Source organism: Peribacillus sp. NPDC096540 (genome assembly GCF_050278525.1).
GTDB lineage: Bacteria > Bacillota > Bacilli > Bacillales > DSM-1321 > Peribacillus.
In genome coordinates, this window is sequence record NZ_JBNNTG010000104.1 from 1 (window position 1) to 1,366 (window position 1,366).

The 1,366-nt window shown below is 39.2% G+C and carries 1 protein-coding gene; it reads right to left on the reverse strand.

Going from position 1 to position 1,366, the window contains the following annotated elements; genetic code table 11:
• Positions 1 to 39 precede the first annotated feature (39 nt).
• Positions 40 to 1,366, reverse strand: a protein-coding gene (locus tag ACQKMR_RS28365; RefSeq protein WP_427700244.1) for an IS3 family transposase whose coding sequence is annotated in 2 segments (ribosomal slippage) — positions 40 to 963 and positions 966 to 1,366 — 1,325 coding nt annotated over the 2 segments. Because the reading frame shifts where the segments join, the coding sequence is not laid out codon by codon here. This gene is flagged as partial in the annotation.

A 1,366-nucleotide genomic window follows, 5' to 3' on the forward strand; every position in this document is an offset into this window, starting at 1 on the left:
TAATCTATCCCCTTTGTAAAGGACATTTAAAAAAAGAGGTTAGGCTGCCTCTAGAAGATGATCTCTGTATTGAACAGGGGTCATCTTTTTTAAATCCCACTGGTATCTATACTGGTTGTAATAAGTCATATACTCTTTTATTTCCCTTTTTAACGCCTCTAAAGTCTGACATGGCTTTATATAAGCCTCGTCCTTAAAATGGCCAAAGAATGACTCTTGTGGGGCATTGTCCCAACAATTACCCCTTCTGGACATAGACTGGCCCAATTTATATTTCTTCACTAACTTTTGAAAGTCTGGGTGTGTATAGTGGGTTCCCTGATCGGAGTGGATAAAGGCACCTTTAGCCAACTTAATCTTCCTATTCTTCTTCAATTTGTTAAGGGTATCGGTAGCGATATCCATGGTAATGCGGTCTGAGACATGATAAGCCAGAATCTCATTAGTAGATGCATCTTTAAACGTTGATAAATATGCCTTTTGGCTATTCCCGTAAAAAAGATAGGTGATATCTGTAAGCAATACTTTATAAGGGATATCCTGTTTAAACTCCCGGTTTAAAAGGTTAGGAAGGACCCTGTGTTCCTGGGTAGCTTTCATCATACGCTTGTATGGATTTGCTTTTCGGAATGGGCATATGATGTTGTATTTCCCCATGATTCTTCGAATCCTTTTCAGGTTATATACAATATTGAACTGACCTGCCAAAGTCATCTTGATTTGGCGGGCTCCTTTTTTGCGGTTTTTGAATCTAAATGCTCTCAGTATAATATCCCGAAGGGCTTCATCCATCTTCTCTTTTAGCTTCCGTTGTTCAATGGCCCTTTCGGAGTAATAGTTATAGTAACCGGAACGCGAAACCCCTGCGGACTTGCACAAATGGGTGATCATGTTTTTCAAGTTGTACTTATCAATCACAAAGTGGATAAGGATAAATTTTTGTTCAGCTGATAAGGTTATTTTTTCTTCATCCCCCTTTCGGCAAATCTGATCTTTTTTAAGAGTTCAATCTCAGCTTTTAATAAGTTGTTCTCTGCCTCCAATCTCTTGAATCTCTCATCAGGGGTAAGCTCCATTACGCGAGGCCTGCCAGAATTGCCACTTCGGTTATCTTGGAGGCCATCTATACCGTTTTTACGATAGGCTGCACGCCATCTATCTCTAGAGGAATGTACACGATCCATCCCAATAATCTTAATATCAAATCCGCATCCTTCGAATATCTCTCTAGCGGGCGTTCCGTTATCAGCATGAGTAATGAATATCTGTTTAAACTCATCAGTATATGTAATTCCTTTAGTACTGACTGATTTCACATATGGATTGGTTGACAATATCTCTATTTCTTTTGTCGTAAAGAGCTTTT